Source organism: Kitasatospora sp. NPDC057015 (genome assembly GCF_042673745.1).
Lineage (GTDB): Bacteria > Actinomycetota > Actinomycetes > Streptomycetales > Streptomycetaceae > Kitasatospora.
In genome coordinates this window covers 58,908-74,873 of record NZ_JBHUSG010000040.1, presented here as the reverse complement: position 1 = coordinate 74,873, position 15,966 = coordinate 58,908, and the positions used below count along the sequence as shown (strand labels likewise).

General features: G+C 75.6%; 13 protein-coding genes and 1 pseudogene. 8 read left to right on the top strand and 6 right to left on the bottom strand.

All coding sequences use genetic code 11. The annotated features are described in order from the left end of the window. Window positions 1-15: 15 nt before the first annotated feature. On the bottom strand, window positions 16-1,563 hold the full coding sequence (locus tag ACFTWP_RS30070; protein WP_380268077.1) for a hypothetical protein: 1,548 nt from the start codon (window positions 1,561-1,563) through the stop codon (window positions 16-18). 319 nt (window positions 1,564-1,882) lie between these two features. Between ACFTWP_RS30070 and ACFTWP_RS30065 the strand changes: the two genes are divergently transcribed. Then, the gene (locus ACFTWP_RS30065; RefSeq protein WP_380268076.1) at window positions 1,883-3,424 is read left to right on the top strand and encodes a pyridoxal-phosphate dependent enzyme; all 1,542 of its coding nucleotides are present in this window, start codon (window positions 1,883-1,885) and stop codon (window positions 3,422-3,424) included. Here ACFTWP_RS30065 and ACFTWP_RS30060 read toward each other — a convergent pair. Continuing rightward, entirely contained in the window at window positions 3,399-3,752 is a 354-nt protein-coding gene (locus tag ACFTWP_RS30060; protein WP_380268075.1) for a hypothetical protein, read from the bottom strand. The genes ACFTWP_RS30065 and ACFTWP_RS30060 overlap by 26 nt on opposite strands. A gap of 125 nt (window positions 3,753-3,877) precedes the next feature. On the opposite strand from ACFTWP_RS30060, the gene ACFTWP_RS30055 reads away from it, so the two are divergent. The 5 genes and pseudogenes from ACFTWP_RS30055 (at window position 3,878) to ACFTWP_RS30035 (ending at window position 8,189) form a co-directional block, all read left to right on the top strand. Next, window positions 3,878-4,909 (top strand): IPT/TIG domain-containing protein, encoded by a 1,032-nt coding sequence (locus ACFTWP_RS30055; protein WP_380268074.1) that lies wholly within the window; start codon window positions 3,878-3,880, stop codon window positions 4,907-4,909. A gap of 171 nt (window positions 4,910-5,080) precedes the next feature. Then, window positions 5,081-5,584, top strand: a pseudogene (locus ACFTWP_RS30050) (hypothetical protein); the annotation flags it as partial. A gap of 330 nt (window positions 5,585-5,914) precedes the next feature. After that, on the top strand, window positions 5,915-6,679 hold the full coding sequence (locus ACFTWP_RS30045) for a LamB/YcsF family protein (RefSeq protein ID WP_380268073.1): 765 nt from the start codon (window positions 5,915-5,917) through the stop codon (window positions 6,677-6,679). Then, window positions 6,676-7,332 (top strand): 5-oxoprolinase subunit PxpB, encoded by a 657-nt coding sequence (gene pxpB / locus ACFTWP_RS30040; protein ID WP_380268102.1) that lies wholly within the window; start codon window positions 6,676-6,678, stop codon window positions 7,330-7,332. The genes ACFTWP_RS30045 and pxpB overlap by 4 nt, the downstream gene beginning before the upstream one ends. Continuing rightward, the gene (locus ACFTWP_RS30035; protein ID WP_380268071.1) at window positions 7,329-8,189 is read left to right on the top strand and encodes a biotin-dependent carboxyltransferase family protein; all 861 of its coding nucleotides are present in this window, start codon (window positions 7,329-7,331) and stop codon (window positions 8,187-8,189) included. Before pxpB ends, ACFTWP_RS30035 begins: the two co-directional genes overlap by 4 nt. Window positions 8,190-8,296: 107 nt before the next feature. Here ACFTWP_RS30035 and ACFTWP_RS30030 read toward each other — a convergent pair whose 3' ends face one another. After that, on the bottom strand, window positions 8,297-9,061 hold the full coding sequence (locus ACFTWP_RS30030) for an alpha/beta fold hydrolase (protein WP_380268070.1): 765 nt from the start codon (window positions 9,059-9,061) through the stop codon (window positions 8,297-8,299). 117 nt (window positions 9,062-9,178) lie between these two features. On the opposite strand from ACFTWP_RS30030, the gene ACFTWP_RS30025 reads away from it, so the two are divergent. Beyond that, window positions 9,179-9,715: a PadR family transcriptional regulator gene (locus ACFTWP_RS30025; RefSeq protein WP_380268069.1), complete on the top strand. Its 537-nt coding sequence runs from the start codon at window positions 9,179-9,181 to the stop codon at window positions 9,713-9,715. A 48-nt stretch (window positions 9,716-9,763) separates the two neighbouring features. Here the strand turns inward: ACFTWP_RS30025 and ACFTWP_RS30020 are convergent, their stop codons facing one another. Then, window positions 9,764-10,231: a DUF4396 domain-containing protein gene (locus ACFTWP_RS30020; protein ID WP_380268100.1), complete on the bottom strand. Its 468-nt coding sequence runs from the start codon at window positions 10,229-10,231 to the stop codon at window positions 9,764-9,766. 622 nt (window positions 10,232-10,853) lie between these two features. On the opposite strand from ACFTWP_RS30020, the gene ACFTWP_RS30015 reads away from it, so the two are divergent. Continuing rightward, a complete protein-coding gene (locus tag ACFTWP_RS30015; RefSeq protein WP_380268099.1) occupies window positions 10,854-11,699 on the top strand; it encodes an undecaprenyl-diphosphate phosphatase in 846 nt (281 codons plus the stop codon). Window positions 11,700-11,874: 175 nt separating this feature from the next. Here ACFTWP_RS30015 and ACFTWP_RS30010 read toward each other — a convergent pair whose 3' ends face one another. Beyond that, window positions 11,875-13,356 (bottom strand): HEAT repeat domain-containing protein, encoded by a 1,482-nt coding sequence (locus ACFTWP_RS30010; RefSeq protein ID WP_380268068.1) that lies wholly within the window; start codon window positions 13,354-13,356, stop codon window positions 11,875-11,877. 688 nt (window positions 13,357-14,044) lie between these two features. Then, window positions 14,045-15,526, bottom strand: coding sequence for a hypothetical protein (locus ACFTWP_RS30005; protein WP_380268067.1), 1,482 nt, complete (start codon window positions 15,524-15,526; stop codon window positions 14,045-14,047). Window positions 15,527-15,966: the final 440 nt, after the last annotated feature.

Genomic DNA, 15,966 nt, shown 5'->3' with positions numbered 1-15,966 from the left:
TCTGGCGGTCCGTCATCAGCCGGCGTCCTTGCGGTCGGCCGCCATGCCGGCGGCGTCGAGCAGGGCGTTGCCGACGATCAGGTCGGCGCCGCCGAACTCGACGTCGCGCAGCGGGGTGCCGTCGTCGACCGCGAAGAGCAGGCGCTCCTCGCCCTGCCGGTAGGCGGTACCGACCGGCGGGCTGGCCGCGTGCACGGCGAGCAGGGCGACCAGGTAGGGGAGTTCCGGGTCCTGCCGGCGGGCGTCGGCGAGCAGGCCGGAGAGCCGGCGGGGGGCGTCGCTGGGCAGGTCGAGCAGCTCCAGCGCGGCCTCCAGCTGGGCCTCCGAGAACCGGCTGTCGTCGGGGGTGGCGACGAGGTCGGGGTCGGGGAGCTCGGCGCCGAGGTGCTCGCGCTCGACGGGCGGGGTGAGCAGCAGGTCGACCAGGTCGGTGACCCGGACCGAGGTGGGGGTGCGCAGGCCGGCGCCCCGGGCGAAGAAGGCGTCGGTGGGCCGCACGGCCTGCTCGACGGGCAGCCGCAGCAGCGGCGCGAGCAGCTGCCCGTACAGGTCGATGCCGGTGCGGACGCCCGGGGTGGCGAAGGCCTGGCGGTCCTGCTCGGCCCGGAACAGCGGGCCGGCCTCCAGCAGCCGGGTCTGCAGCTGGGTGTGGCGGCGGATGCAGTCCTTGACGATGTCGACCAGCTCGGCCGCCCGGCGCTTGTGCTCGGCGCCCTCGGGGGTGTGCGGCTCGCTCTCGTCGCGGACCCTGCGGATGTTGGTGAGGATCGCGTTCTCGTGCCGGTAGCGGTCGGCGATGTGGTCGAGCGCCTCGTCGATCAGGTCGGGGACGGCCTGCATCCAGTCGACGGCCCGGACGTTGCGGCGGGTGGCGTCCAGCGCGCGGCGCAGCGTCTCGGCGTACTGCACGGTGCGGTAGCGGGCCTGTTCGGCGGCGAGCTGGGCGTCCGCGAGGCGGCCGCGGCGGATCAGCACCTCCAGCTTCACCTCGGCGGCGATCTGCGCCGAGGTGACGTCGGTGTCCAGCGCGCCGACCAGGACGTTGACCGCCTCGTCGGTGGTCCGCAGGTAGACGCCGCCGTCGGGGCCGGGCACCTCCTCGATGAGCTTGAAGTCGTAGTCGCGCCGGACGTACTCGCCGTCCGGGCCGAAGGTGCCGTACACGGCCCGGAAGCCGCGGTCGACGCTGCCGACGTTGATCAGCGACTCCAGCACCCAGCGGGCCACCCGCTCGTGCTCGGCGGCGGGGCGGGGCGGGTTCTGCGCGGCCACCCGGGGCAGCATCCGGCCCAGCACTATGTCCCGGTCGGCGCCGGTGTCGAAGTCCATGTGGAGGGTGACCAGGTCGATGGCGGCGAGCCCGACCTCCGCCATCGCGTAGCCGCCGTACTCGCCCGCCAGGTTCACCTTGCGGTTGTCGAGGTCGTGCAGCGGCGCGGTGCAGGCCAGCGCCTTGAGCCGGCGGGCGAGGCCCTCGTCGGCGGCGGGGCCGGGCGCGGGCCGGGAAGCTCCGGCGGGCGGCCGGAGCCCGTAGTCGGTGGGCTGGTCTGCGATGGCGGTCACGGTGGACAAGATTAGGGGTTCGCACCGACAACGACCGAAACGGGCCTTCCGGGATGAGTCGGACGGCGGGTGTCGGGGCGCCCGCGACGGGGCGCGGCACGGGGTGGGGCCGGTGCCGGCGGGCCGCGCGAGGGCCGCGGCGCCGGGTCGGTTCACCGCCGCTCGCCGCCGTCGACCGCGGGCGGGCCCGTTCGCCCCCGCGGCGGGCCGTGCTGCGCTTACGGTGGGCCCACCGGCCGGTGCTCGGCCGACGGCCCGGCCGGTGCTGCCCGTCCGGCTCCGGGCCGACTCCGCCCGCTCCGCAGGGAAGGAGGCCGCCATGGCGGTCTACGAGTCGGTCGTCGACGCGATCGGCGGGACGCCGCTGTTCCGGCTGGCCAGGCTGGGGGCCGGGATCGCCGCACCGGTGTACGCCAAGGCCGAGTTCCTGAACATCGGCGGGAGCGTGAAGGACCGCGCCGCCCTGTCGATGATCGAGGCGGCCGAGCGGGACGGCCTGCTGCGGCCCGGGGGGACGATCGTCGAGGCGACCTCCGGCAACACCGGGATCGGGCTGGCGATCGTGGGCCGCGGGCGCGGCTACCGGGTGATCGCCGGGGTGTCCGACCGGTCCGCGCGGGAGAAGTCCGACATCCTGCGGGCGTACGGGGCGGAGGTGGTGACCGCCCCGACGGCGCTGCCGATCGAGCACCCGGACCACCTGTTCAACGTGGTGCGGCGGCTCACCGAGGAGATTCCGGGCGCCTGGCTGGCCAACCAGTACGACAATCCGGCCAATCCTGAGGCCCATGTGCGGACCACCGGCCCGGAGATCTGGGAGCAGACCGGCGGCCGGGTGACGCACTTCGTGGCCGGCGTCGGCACCGGCGGCACGATCAGCGGCACCGGGGCCTTCCTGAAGCAGGTCTCCGGCGGGGCCGTCACGGTGGTCGGGGCGGACCCGGAGGCCTCGGTCTACGGCGGTGGGGACGGCAGCCCGTACTTCGTGGAGAGCATCGGCCACTTCGTCCACCCCGGGACGGCGGAGGACCGCTGGCCGGAGTCCTACCGGCGCGAGGTGGTGGACCGCTTCGAGCGGATCCCCGACCGGGAGTCGCTGCTCACCGCCCGGCGGCTGGCCCGCGAGGAGGGGCTGCTGGCCGGCCCCTCCTCGGGCACGGCGGTGGCGGCCGCCCTTCGGCTGGCCCGCGGACTCGGCCCGGAGGACCTGGTCGTGGTGCTGCTCCCCGACTCCGGGCGCTCGTACCTGTCCAAGGTGTTCAGCGACGACTGGCTGCGCCGGTGGGGCTTCCTGGAGGAGCCGCAGGACGACGGGCCGACCGTCCGCGCCGCCCTGGGCACCGCGCCGGACCCGTCGGGCCGCGGGCTGGTCACCGTCCCGTCCGACGTCTCGCTGGCCGAGGCGCTGGTCCTGCTGCGCGGGGCCCCGGGCGGGGTCGCGCCGGTGGTCACGGCCCGGCCGGCCAGGCCGTACGGGATCAGCGCCACCGAGGTGCTGGGCTCGCTCTCGGCGACGGCGGTCGGGCGCGCGATCGCCGACGGCCGGGCGCTCCCGGCGGACCTCGCCGGCGACCGGCTCGGTCCGACCCTGCCGACGGTGGGCGTCGGGGAGTCCGTCCCGGCCGCCTCGGCGGCCCTGGGCACCGGGCACGAGGCCGCGGTGGTGCTGCTGGACGGGCGGGCCGTCGGCCTGGTGCACCGCTCGGAGCTGGCCGGGCGGGGCTCCGCAGTGCCGGCGGGCGGCGCGCCCGCGGGCACCGGGCCGGTTGCCGGCGGGCCCGTCACCGTCGCCGGCTCGCCGGAGGCGGGCGGTCCGCCCGTCGGCACTGCCTCTGTCAGCAGTACCCCTGGGCCTTCTTGACGGCGGGTTCGGCCGCGTGGGCGTCGAAGGTCACGGAGATCTGCTGCTGCGCCTCCTTCAGGGCGTCGGCGAGCGGCTGGAACTTGGCGTCCGCCAGGGCGGCCGCCCTGGCCAGCTCCTCGGCCCCGACGAGGCGGGCCAGCGCGATGTCGAAGGCCTGATCGCCGCCCGCCTTGCTGTCGGGCATCGGGTCCGGCAGCCGGTGCACGGCCGCGCAGGCCAACTCGGCGTCGGTGCCCTGGACCGTGCCGGTCGCCGCCCCCGACTGGCAGGCCGTCAGGGCCAGCAGCAGGCCGGCCGCGGCCACGGCCGTGGTCGGACGTCTCATCAGTTCTCCCCCGCTCGACGACTTCCGGCCATCCTAGGGAGCTTCGCCCAGGGGGCGTAGGTCCGATCCCGGCCAGCTTGCACGAAGCGGCAGCCTCCCACTGCGGCCGTCACCATGATGTCGATATGATCATCAAACTGGCAAAGGCAGGTCTCGCCGCGGCGCTGGCCCTCACCTCCCTCAGTGCCGCCGGCGCCACCACCGCCTCGGCGGCGGGCCCCGTGCAGGGCCCCGACCTGGCGGTCTCCCAGAGCGGCAACTACCCGATCTTCCCGATCGACAACACCAACATGAGCGTCACCTGGAAGTCGGCGGGCACCACCGACGTCACCGGCGCCACCCACCTGACGGTCGAGCTCCCGCCCGGCGTGACCACCGACGGCGCGCTGATGTACTCCGTACCGCCGGACTTCACCTTCACTCAGACCGTCTCTGCGGACCGGCGCCGGCTGGAGGCCACCTTCGAGGGCACCCGCCGCCCCGGGCGCAGCGACTTCATGAAGCTGCAGCTGGGTACCCACGGCACCGTCCGCCCGTCCGGGACGATCCGGGTGACGGCCTCCAACCGGGACGACGCCGACCTGTCCGACAACGTCACCAGCTACGCGATCGGCGTCGGCCCGATCGCCTCGGCGATCCCGGTCGCGCCGGCCGTGACCGCGATCGACACCACCACCGGACCGGCCGCCGGCGGCACCGCCGTGACGGTCACCGGGACGGCCCTCGACAACGGCTTCGTCCTGTTCGGCGACCGCCCCGCCACCGGTGGCTGCACCAGCACCTCGTGCACCGTGACGGCGCCGGCCGGCTCCGGCAGCCTGCCGGTCACCGTGGTCACGCCGGGCGGGCACGCCGACGCGCCCGCCCCCTTCGGGTACGTCGGCACGCCGCCCGTCCCGGCCGCGCCGGTGGTGACCTCGATCGGTACCGCGACCGGCGGCCCGGCGGCCGGCGGCACCAACCTCACCGTCTTCGGCACCGGCCTGACCTACGGCGCGGTGGCGTTCGGCGGCGTGCCGGCGACCCATGTCTCCTGCGGCCCGACCGCCTGCACCGCCGTCTCCCCCGCGGGGACCGGCACGGTGGACGTGACGGTGACGACGCCCGGCGGCACCAGCGCGGCTGTCGCCGCCGACCGGTTCACGTACACGGCCTGAGCCCGCACGTCCCCCGGCTCCCCGGTGCCCGGTCGGCCGCCCGCCGACCGGGCACCGGCCTGTCCGGGCCCCGTCGGACCCCAATGTTGAACACGTTCAATTCTAGGTCTAGAGTCGGCGCTGCACGGGTGAGGAGAATCGTCACCCGTCCTTCCACCTGGGGGTACGCAGATGAGCAGGACGCCGAACGAGACCGAGCGGACCGCGCTGCGCACGGTCCGCCGCTGGCTCTGGATCTTCGTGGTCTGCCTGGTGCTCAGCGGACTGACCGCCTTCCCGCTGGAGACCGAGACCCGCTGGCTGGCCGACCTCGCCACCGGCCCGGCCGCGCCGGTCAGCGAGCACTTCCCCGGACTCCTGGCGAAGCTGCTGCAGGTCCGCGACGGCATCGCCGACACCAACCGCCGGTACCCCTTCCTCGCCTACGGCACCGACTGGCTGGCCTTCGCCCACCTGGTGATCGCGGTGGCCTTCTGGGGGCCCGTCCAGGACCCGGTCCGCAACGTGTGGGTGATCAGGTGGGCGGTGATCGCCTGCGGCGCGATCATCCCGCTGGCCCTGATCTGCGGCCCGCTGCGCGGGATCCCGCTGTACTGGCGATTCATCGACATGTCGTTCGGGGTGGTCGGCGTGATCCCGCTGCTCATCGTGCTGCGCGGGATCCGCTCGATCGAGCGGGCCGGACAGCAGGGCGGCGAGCCGCACAGCGGGCAGGACGGCGTGCGCAGCAACGGGCAGAACGGCGAGCGGAACAGCGGTCGGGACGACGGCCGGGACAGCGGGCACGAGAGCGGCCGAAGCGCCGGGCAGAACACCGCCGGCGCCGCCGCAACCGCCTGACCGGGCACCGGAGGCCGCCCCGCTGAGCCAACCGGGGGAGCGCGTTCACGGTCGCGCGTACCCCAGTGCCACCCGGCATCCGGGTCACGTGCGCCGGGTGTAACGAACAGGCCCTACGATCGCCCTGAAGAGCTGACGGGAGGCGGAAAAGGCGTGGCCGATACGGTGATCGATCTCAACGCGGACCTCGGTGAGGGCTTCGGTCGCTGGACCCTCACCGACGACGAGGCACTGCTGTCGGTGGTGACGAGCGCCAACGTCGCCTGCGGCTTCCACGCCGGGGACCCGTCCACCATGCGCCGGGTCTGCGCGCTCGCCGCCGAACGCGGCGTCCGGATCGGCGCCCAGGTCTCGTACCGCGACCTGGCCGGTTTCGGGCGGCGCGCGATGGACGTGCCGCCGGAGGAGCTGGCGGACGAGATCGCCTACCAGATCGGCGCGTTGCAGGTCTTCGCCCGGGCGGCCGGCTCCCGGGTCTCGTACGTCAAACCGCACGGTGCGCTCTACAACCGGGTGGTCGCGGACTCCGAGCAGGCCGAGGCGGTGGTGGCGGGCATCCTGCGCGCGGGGGCCGTCTGCGACGGCCCGCTGCCGGTGCTCGGCCTGCCGGGCTCGCGACTGCTCGCGGTGGCGGACGGCGTCGGACTGCCGGTCGTCGCCGAGGCCTTCGCCGACCGCGCGTACACCTGGGCCGGCACGCTCGTCCCCCGCCGGGACCCGGACGCGGTGGTGCACGACCCGGAGGCGGTGATCTCCCGCGCGGTCGGCATCGCCCGCGACGGCCTGGTGACCGCCATCGGCGGCGAGCCGGTCGCGGTCGAGGCGCGCTCGCTCTGCGTGCACGGGGACACCCCGGGAGCCGCCCAACTCGCCTGGCGGGTCAGGGGAGCGCTCGCCTCCGCCGGCATCCGGGTGGAGGCGTTCAGCTGAGCGGCGACCGGGGCGACGCGGGCCCCGCCCGGGCCGTCGTCCACCGGGTCGGACCGCACGCGCTGCTCGCCGAGGTCGCCGACGCGGCCGAGGCCGCCGCCCTCTACCGCGCACTGGCCGCGCTGCGCGCCGCCGGGGAGCTGCCGGCCGTCACCGAGATCGTGCCGGCCGCGCGGACCGTCCTGCTGGACGGCGCCGAGGACCTCGCCGCGCTGAGCGCCGTGCTGACGGCCTGGCAGCCCGCCGCGGGCACCGGGCCCCCGGGGCCGCTGGTGGAGGTGCCGACCGTCTACGACGGCGCCGACCTGGCGGAGGTGGCGGCGCTGTGGAACGTCTCCGTCGAGGCCGCGGTCCGGATCCACACCGAGCCCGAGTACCTGGTCGCGTTCTGCGGTTTCGCCCCCGGCTTCGGATATCTGACGGGCCTGCCGGAGCGGTACGGGGTGCCCCGCCGGGCCACCCCGCGCCCGTCGGTGGCCGCCGGATCGGTGGCCCTGGCCGGCCCCTACACCGGCGTGTACCCACGCTCCTCCCCCGGCGGCTGGCAGCTGCTCGGGCACACCGGCCTGCCGCTGTGGGACGCCGCCCGGGAGCCGGCCGCCCTGCTGGCCCCGGGCGTGCGGGTGCGGTTCACCGCGGCGCGGGCCGGATGAGCGCGCTGGAGGTGGTCCGCCCCGGACCGCTGACGACGGTTCAGGATCTCGGTCGCCGCGGGGTGGCCCACCTGGGCGTGCCCCGGGCCGGCGCGCTGGACGAGCCCGCCCTGCGGGCGGCCAACCGGCTGGCCGGCAACGACCCGGGCGCGGCCGCGCTGGAGACGACCCTCGGCGGCGTCGCCGTGCGCGCCCTCGGCCCGGTCAGGATCGCGGTCACCGGGGCGCCCGCGGCGGTCCGGATCGACGGGCGACCCGCCCCCTGGGGCACCGCCGTCGCCGTCCCGGACGGCGCACTGGTCGAGGTCGGACCCGCCACCCACGGCGTCCGCAGCTACCTCGCGGTGGCGGGCGGCATCGCCGTGCCGGCCGTGCTCGGCAGCCGGTCGGCCGACGTGCTGTCCGGCCTCGGGCCGCCCCCGCTCGCCGCCGGGCAGCGGCTGCGGGTGGGCCCGCCCCCGCCGCCGCGGCCCCGCCCCGAGCTCGTCCCGCTGCCCGCTCCCCCGCGGACGCTCGTGCTGCGCCTGCACCCCGGCCCCCGCGCCGACTGGTTCGAACCGGCCTCGGTGGCCCGGCTGGCCGGCGACGGCTACCTGGTCGCCGCCGCCAGCAACCGGATCGCGCTGCGGACCGAGGGCCCCGCCGTCCGTCGCTCCCGCCCCGGCGAACTCCCCAGCGAGGGCATGGTGCTGGGCGCGGTGCAGATCCCGCCGGACGGCCGGCCGGTGATCTTCCTCGCCGACCATCCCACCACCGGCGGCTACCCCGTGGTCGGCGTGGTGCCCCCCGCCGACCTCGCCGCGGCCGCCCAGGCCCGGCCCGGCACCCCGCTGCGGTTCGCGCCCCTGCGCGACTGACCGGGCCCGCCGACCCGGCGGACCGGCGGAACCGGCCTGACCGGCGCCATGGACGGGACCGGCGCCGTGGACGGGACCGGCGCCGTGGAGCGGCCACGCCCCCGCGCTCAGCCGCCCGGTACCTCGGCGACCGCTCGGGCGAACCCGTCCGGGTTGTCGAACATGATGTTGTGACCGCAGTCCGGTACGGCGACCACCCGCACGCCCGCCCCGCGCAGCCGCTCCGCGCCGTCCGGCTCGCCGTCGGCCTCCGGGTACAGGAAGGTCCGGGCCATCGGAAGGTCCAGCAGCCGGGCCCGCGTGGTCGGCTCGGCGCCCCCGGCCCGGTGGGCCGCGCTGCGGTAGAGGGCCTCCCGGCCGGCCAGCCGCATCGTCGCCCACCAGAACGGGCCGGCCATCTCGCGCACCTCGCGCCAGCCGCCGTCCAGGAACTCGCGCTCCGTGAAGGTGGCGATGCCGCTGCTCCCGGGGCGCCGGACCGGGGTGACGGGGTCCAGGTTGGCGTCCACCAGGACGAGGGCGGAGACCAGTTCGGGGTGCCGGGCCGCCAGTGCGGTGACGACGGCGCCGCCCATGCTGTGGCCGATGACCTGGGCGCCGCGGACGCCGGCGGCGCGCAGCGCGGTCGCGAGGGCGTCGGCGTGCGCCTGCGGGGTGTAGGGGAAGTCGGCGGGGCGGTCGCTGATGCCGAAGCCGAGCAGGTCGACCAGGAGCGAGCGGCGGCCCACCAGCAGCGGGTGGGCCGCGGCGGCGGCGTAGTACACGGGTGAGCTCGCACCCAGGCCGTGGACGTAGACCCGGGCCGGTTCGGCGCCCGGGATCTCGACCCAGCGCAGCCGGTCGCCGCTCGGGGTCACCTGGGTGTCTCGCATGACGTCTCTCCTTCGGGTCGTTCCGGGTTCGCTCGAAGGAAGATACATCGATGTCGAGGTATCTCGGAAGCGATATATCAGGACGGACGGGCCCGGGGAGTCTGGAAGAGTGGGGCCATGCTGAAGCTCGCGATCCTCGGATTCCTCCACGAGCAGCCGCTGCACGGCTACGAGCTGCGGCGGCACCTGGCGGCGCTCACCGGCCACGTCCGGCCGATCAGCGACGGCACGCTCTACCCCGCGATCAAGCGGCTGGAGGCCGACGGCCTGCTCGTCCGGGAGACCGAACCCGGGGCCACCGCCGCGCCGCGCCACACCCTGCACCTCACCGATGAGGGCCGGGCCGCGCTGCTCGCCCGCCTGCGCACGCCCGAGCAGCTCGACATCAGCGACGAGAACCGCTGGTTCACCGTGCTGGCCTTCCTGCGGTACCTGGACTCGGCGGCCGAGCAGGCCGCCGTGCTGCGCCGCCGGCTCGCCTTCCTCCGGGAGCCCGCCGGCTTCTTCTACGACGGCGACCGCGCGATCAGCGCCGAGGAGTTCGAGGACCCCTTCCGGCGCGGCCTGCTGCTGATCGCCCGCGCCACCACGAAGGCCGAACTCGCCTGGCTGGAGTCGACGGTCGCCGCACTGGACGGGCCGGGCCCGGCCTGAGGACCGGCCGGCCCCGGACGGCCGCGGGTGCGGCCGCCGCGGCCGGGATCAGTGCCCGTGGTGGGCGTGGACCACGGCATGGCCGCGACCGCGGGAGATCATCCAGCGGTTGACCGGGACGGTGAGCACGAAGGCGAGCGCCAGCGAGCCGGCCAGTGAGGCGTAGAACAGGGCGCTGTCGAGACCGGCGTCCAGCGCACCGGGGACGGTGACCATCACGGTGTTGTCGATCAGCTCCATGACCAGGATCGACACGCTGTCGGCCGCCAGGGCGACCTTGACGGCCTGCCGCACGGGCAGGCCCGCCCGCAGGACGCCGCGCATGGTGAACGCGTAGCCGAAGGCGAACGCCAGGACGACGGACAGGGCCACCGTCGCGCCGTTGTGCAGGCCGAAGGCCATGCCGAGGACCATGCCGAGCACCTCGCCGACGGCGCAGCCGGTGAGGCAGTGCAGGGTGGCCCGTACAGCCGTCCGGCAGCTGCCGGCGGGTGCGGCGGCGGCCGAGCCGTGCACGGCCCCGCCCCGGCCTACATGGTCGGCGTGACCCGCGTGATCGGCGTGGTCGGCGTGGTCAAGGTGATCGGGGCGATCGGGGTGGCCGTCGACCCCGGTCCGGGCGCCGTGGGTAGGCCGAGTGGTGCTGTGCACGTGGTGCGCGGGATCTGTCATGTCGTCCTCCGCCTGGTGCTCGTCTCATGCTCCGCCGGTTTCCGCGGTTCGTCGACATCAACACCATACCCCCCAGGGGTATTCCCACGACGGCATCCACCCGCCACCGCGGGCCACCCCCGCCCCGGCCCGGGCCCACGGGCAACGGCGTCCGGGCCCGGGCGGCCGCGCCGTACCGAGCCGCCGGGACGGACCGGGCCGAAGACGGTCGGCGGCCGGGACGGGGACGGGCGCGGCGGCAGAGCGCCCCGGGGGCGGGCGCCGTCCCGACTTCTTCACCGCGTAGCATCATGCCGCGCCGGGCTGCGCGCGGCCCGTGCGCCGGGCGGCCGGTCCGGCCCCGGCACGACCGGGCGTACGTCGACGTACGCGCCGCCGCACGCCGGCGCCCACCGCACGCCTCCCGCACACGAAACGGACCGCTGATGCGCATCGACCGACAGATACCCTGGGCGGGTAACCGGTGATCAACTGGTTCCACGGGGCCGTACTCGGCCTGATCCAGGGGCTGACGGAGTTCCTCCCGGTCTCCTCCAGCGCCCACCTCCGCGTCTTCTCCGCCCTGCTGGGCTGGGACGACCCCGGGGCGGCGTTCACCGCGGTGACCCAGCTCGGCACCGAGTCCGCCGTACTGATCTACTTCCGCCGGGACATCGTCTCGATCGTGAAGACCTGGACGCTCTCGCTCTTCCGCCCCGCGCTGCGGTCGCACCAGGACGCGCGGATGGGCTGGTTCGTGATCATCGGCACCCTGCCGATCGGCATCCTCGGCGCCACCTTCCAGGACCAGATCGAGAGTTCGCTGCGCGACCTGCGGGTGATCGGCACCACCCTGATCCTGTTCGGCGTGATCCTGGCCGTCGCCGACCGCACCCGGGCCGTCCGGCACGCCCGGCCGATCTCGGACCTGACCCTGCCGCACGCGATCACGTACGGCTTCGCGCAGTCCCTCGCCCTCATCCCCGGCGTCTCGCGCTCCGGCGGCACGATCAGCGCGGGCCTGCTGCTCGGCTACAGCCGGGAGGCGGCGGCCAGGTACTCGTTCCTGCTCGCCATCCCCGCCGTGCTGGCCTCCGGCCTGCTGGAGGTCTTCAAGATCGGCGAGGGCCCGGCGCCCGCCTGGGGCCCGACCATCCTGGCCACCGTAATCGCCTTCGCGGTCGGTTACGCGGCCGTCGCCTGGTTCCTGAAGTACATCTCCTCGCACAGCTTCACGCCGTTCGTGGTGTACCGGATCCTGCTCGGCATCCTGATCATCGGCCTGGTCACCTTCGGTGTCCTCGAACCCAACGCGGGCGCGGTCGCCAAGTAGCCGCCCTGCACCGCCGACGCCGACGGCCCGGCCCCTCGTCCGTACGAGGGGCCGGGCCGTCGGCGTGTGTGTTCCCCCGGCGCGGCCACTCGCGGGGACGGACGGATGTGAGGGACGCCCGCAACCGCGCGGCCGGCGCGCAGCGGGGCGGGTTCGGCCGGCCGCCCGGCACCGGCTAGGACCGGCCGCGCTCGCGGGCGGTGAGGCGACCGCGTACGGCGGCGTGGACCTCGGCCTCCTCGGCCGGGTCGGCGGCGAGGCGGCGCAGGCGCTCCAGCACGCGGGCGTCGCCGGTGGTGGCGACGTGCCTGGCGGCGAGCTCCCGGGTGGCCTCCTCGCAGTCCCAGAGGCACTCGACGGCCGGGCCCTCGGGGAAGTGCCGGTCGGTGGCGGCCAGGGCGCGGGCGGCGCGGCCGCGCAGTTCGGAGGAGGCGGCCTCGCCGTAGACGTGGCGCAGGGCGGGGACGGCTGCGGCGGCGGCCAGCCGCCCCGCGCCGTCGACCAGGGTGCCGAGGCCGGGCCCGCGCACACCGCGGACCGAGATCCAGCGGCGCAGCGCGTCGACCACGATCGGGCCGTCGACGGGCTCGCCGGCGTCCGCGAGCAGCTGGACGGCGGCCTCTCCGAGGGCGCTGTCGGCGCCGCCCGTGGCGGGGTCGGCCCAGCGGCGGGCGTGCGCCAGCGCCTCCGGGCCGCGCATTCTGCCGAGGACCTCCAAGGCGGAGCGCACCACGCGCTCGTCGACGTCCGCGGCAGCGGCCTCGATCAGCGCGGGGACCGCCGGGTCCTGCACGTCCACCAGGTACCGCAGGGCGGCCCGGCGGGCGCCGGGAAGTCCGCCCCGGGCCGCCTCCAGCAACGTGTCGCGATCCTCCGGGCGGACGACGGCGCTGAGGCAGCGGGCGGCCGCGGCGGCGCGGCGGGCGCCGGCGTCCGGCTCGGTGGGCTCGGACGGGTCGTGGCGGTGGAAGGCGGCCGCGCCGTCGAAGGGATCGCCCATGTCGGCCCAGGCGAGCACGTCGGCGACGCTCCAGCCGGGTGTGACCCCGCCCCGGTTGAGCTGGCGCTGCCACAGGTCGAAGGGGGACTGCTCGCTCGCGGCGGCGATTCTCGGGTGGTGCGCGGCCCACAGCCGCCAGGGCCGGGGCTCGTACGCGCCCCGGACGGCGGCCCGCAGGTCGGCGTCGCCCTCGGGGCCCTCGGGGAAGCGGTCGAGGATCGCCGGACCGATGACCAGCAGGCCGAGGTCGTCGTCGCGCATCGCCAGCTCGTCCAGCGCCCAGGCCCAGTTGGTACCGGTGGCGGCGTACTCGCGCAGCATCAGCAGCGCGTCGCGGCGACCGTAGGCGGCGAGGTGGCCGAGCACGGAGAGGGCGAGGCCGGTGCGGTTGTCCTCGTGGTCGAGCAGGTCGTCCGGGGAGTGCAGGTGGTCCTCGATGCCGTCGAGCGGCGCTTCGAGCTCCATGTAGAGGCGTGCGTAGTAGAGGGAGCGGTTCTCGACCTGCCAGTCGGCGCGGGGGTCGCTGGTGACGCACTCCTCCAGGGCGGCGATCGCCTCGGTACGGTCGGCCGCCAGCGCATGGAGCTGCCCGTCACCGCGGCCTCGCTGGAGGAGGCCGAGGAGGCTGGCACTGGGCGCTATCACTGGCTCGAACATGAGGTCAGCATCCGTTGCGGCGGTCGTAGTGGCAACGGGATTTCCGTCGCCGGGGGTCATTTGTCGGTTTTGCGCTGGGCGCCCGGGCGCCGGAATCACCGAAGGTTACCCCTTGTACGGGCCCCGCGCACATAGGACCTGGGAGCCGGCGGCACCGGCGGCGCGGGGCGGCCGTCGCACCGGCGGGAACCGGCCGGACGGCGCCCGGCGACGGCCCCCGCGGCCCGGACGGCCCGGGCGGGCGCCCGCGCCGCCTCGGGCCGCCCTGCACACCGGAGGAGGGGGAGAAAGGGGGGAGGCACGCGGTGGTCCCGGCCCGCCCCGGCGGGCCGGGACCAGGCCGGGCCCACCGTCGCATCCCGCTCGGCATATGCCCTGAGCATGCCCGGAGATTCGCCCGAATCCCTCACAGTCCCGATACCGCTGTGCGACAGTCGTCTCACAGACCCGTCACTCGGGCTCGTCGGGAGCCCGGCGTCACCCGGGTGGACACGCCGACCGCGCCCGTCCGAACCCGGCCACGGCCGTGATCGAGCGGGCGGACGAACGGCGCCCGGACAGCACGGACCGCCGGAGCACGCGCAGCGGCGTACGCCCCCTCACTCAGGTGTTCGCCGGCGCCGGCAGCGCGGACGGGCGCGACCCGCGACCCGTGCGGCACCCCCCTCGTGCGCCCCGCCCCCTGCGCTCAGGCGAGCCTGGGCCGCTGCTTCGCGTCCGCCACCCGCAGCTCCTGCCGCAGCTCCTCGCGCAGCTCGTCCACCACCGGCAGCCCCTGGTAGCGACCGGTCAGCCGGTACATCTCGCGGAGCCGGTCCCAGGTGCGGTGCGAGGAGGTCTGGCCGATCGAGGCCATCGCCATCTTGGCCTGAACGTGTGCCTCGTCCGGCTCGCCGGAGAGCCAGTGGACGGAGGCCAGGGTGATCCGGTCCAGCAGGGCCGAACGCTCCCGGCCGCCCGGCGAGCGCAGGTCGATGGCCAGCTTGGCGTGCCGGACGGCCAGCGGGGCGGCGCTCGGGTCGTGCTCCGCCAGGGTGCGGTAGACGAGGGCCTGCATGCCGTGCAGTTCCGCCTCGTTGAACAGCTGCATCCAGGTCGGCATCGCCTCGCCGTTGTCCCGGACGAACAGTTCCTCGGCCTCTCCCAGCACCCGCCGGGTCGCCTGCGAGCGGCCCAGTGCGGCCTGCGCCCAGGCCTCCACGGTGTGCAGCATCGCCCTCGTCCGGGGCAGCGCGTCGGTGCCGCCGCTGGCGTTGGCGGCCTTCATCAGGTCGAGCGCGTCGTCGGCCCGGCCCAGGTGCAGCATCTGCCGGGCGGCCCGGGAGATCGCCTCGCCCGCGCGCGGGCGGTCCTCCGCCTCCTTGGCGGCCTGGGCGGCGATGACGAAGTACTTCTGCGCGGTCGGCTCCAGGCCGACGTCGTGGGACATCCAGCCGGCGAGCACCGCGAGGTTGGCCGCGACGATCCACAACCGGCGGTCCAGCGCGGGGGCGTGGCGGTGCGTCAGCAGTCCGCCGACCTCGTTGAGCTGGCCGACCACGGCCTTGCGCTGGAGGCCGCCGCCCCGCGAGGCGTCCCAGGCCCGGAACACCTCCACCGAGCGCTCCAGCGCCTCCACCTCGTCGAAGCCGACCTGACCGGACTCGTAGACGTCCACGACGGGCCTGGCGCCCGCCTGCGTGATCACCTGCCTGGGCCCCGGCCGGCCCGCCGCGTACGCGACCGCATCGCCCGTGAGCCAGCCCTGGAGGGAGTCGGCGACGACCGCTCCCGCCGTGAGTGCGGCGCCCGCACCCACCAATCCGCGTCGGTTGAGCATGAGGTCCATTCCCGTGAACTCGGTGAGGACCGCGGCCGTCCGATCCGGCTCCCAGGGTTCTGCCGACTGCGCTGTCGTGGACCTGGAGGGCCGGTGTCGTTCCAGACCGAGGTCCTCAGTGGTGACGACACGGCCGAGCCGCTCGGTGAACACGGCCGCCAGCACCCGCGGCACCGGATCGCGGGGGATCTCCCCCTGCTCGATCCAGCGGCGCACCCGCGAGGTGTCGGTGGACAACTGCTGCTGCCCCATCGCCGCACCGCGCCGGTTGACCAGCCGGGCCAGCTCGCCCTTGGACCATCCGGTCAGGGCGAAGAGGTCGGCCAGTCGGGTGTTGGGTTCCCTGCTCACGTGAAGCCCCCAGGTTCCTCGGCTGGTTCGACCCTAGTGCGGTGTCATGTGCCAAGCGAGCATTCGCCAGGCTTCGCCAGGGTCCGCCACATGGTGTGCCAGTGGTCTCCGGGTGTGATGTAGAGGTGCGCCACCCCGCCCTCGGGGTCGGGGGCGCCACCGACAGGGCCGGGGCACTCCCCCGGTACGCCGGCGGCGCCCCCGGATGCTCGTCCGAGGGGGTGGCGCGGCCGGGTGGCGCGGGGGCGCCGGGCACGGCAGCGGCAGTCGGACCGACGCGTTTCCCCAGGACGCGAACGGGCCACCGGCAGCCGTCGGGAGGGCTCCGGCCCTCGTTCCGCGCCCGGCGCCCGCACTCCAGTCGACCGCACCGAGCGGGGCAGGCGACGCACCAGGAAGGCGTCCGCCCGCCCTCCCCCGCGAGAGTGGGGGCCAGCCCG